The organism is Stenotrophomonas sp. HMWF003, from assembly GCF_003061285.1.
In the GTDB taxonomy this organism is placed as follows: domain Bacteria; phylum Pseudomonadota; class Gammaproteobacteria; order Xanthomonadales; family Xanthomonadaceae; genus Stenotrophomonas; species Stenotrophomonas maltophilia_AP.
The window spans coordinates 1-466 of sequence record NZ_QAIW01000393.1 but is presented as its reverse complement, the minus strand read 5'-3'; the positions used below and the strand labels follow the sequence as shown (position 1 = coordinate 466).

Sequence of the window (466 nt, the reverse complement as noted above, 5' to 3'; positions counted from 1 at the left end):
CCGCCACGCCGTAGCCGGCCTGGCCCACCACGTGGCGCTTGTCCACGCTGTGGCTGTTGCGGAAGGTGTTGCCGTCCAGGGTGATGTCGCGGATCACCCAGGCCGCGTCGGTGGTGGCGAACAGGTGCCAGGACCAGCCGGCCGGCTTGCCGCCGCGGGTGGGGGCGGTGTTTTCGCCGGCCGGGCGCAGCGGGGTGCTGCCGAAGTCGTCGGGCAGCTTCCAGCCGAAGCGCACCTCACCGCCCGCATTGACGTGGGTGGCCAGGTTGCCCACCGCGCCGCCGTAATGGCTGATCGCATCCCAGCCCCAGCCGGTGGCATTGTCGGTGGCATCGGCGGGCCAGCGGCGCATGCGCTCGTGGGTGAGCATGAACACCGGCTCGTTGTGCAGCTGGTTGTCCCAGCCCTGGAACTTCTCGTCGCCCAGCAGTTCGTGCACCGCGTTCTGCACCTGCTTGCCCTGAGC

General features: G+C 70.4%; 1 protein-coding gene. It reads right to left on the bottom strand.

Features of this window, described 5'->3' with window-relative positions; genetic code table 11:
• Positions 1–466: lipid A deacylase LpxR family protein (locus tag DBR34_RS16810; protein ID WP_146186869.1), on the bottom strand; the 466-nt coding region annotated here is incomplete at both ends.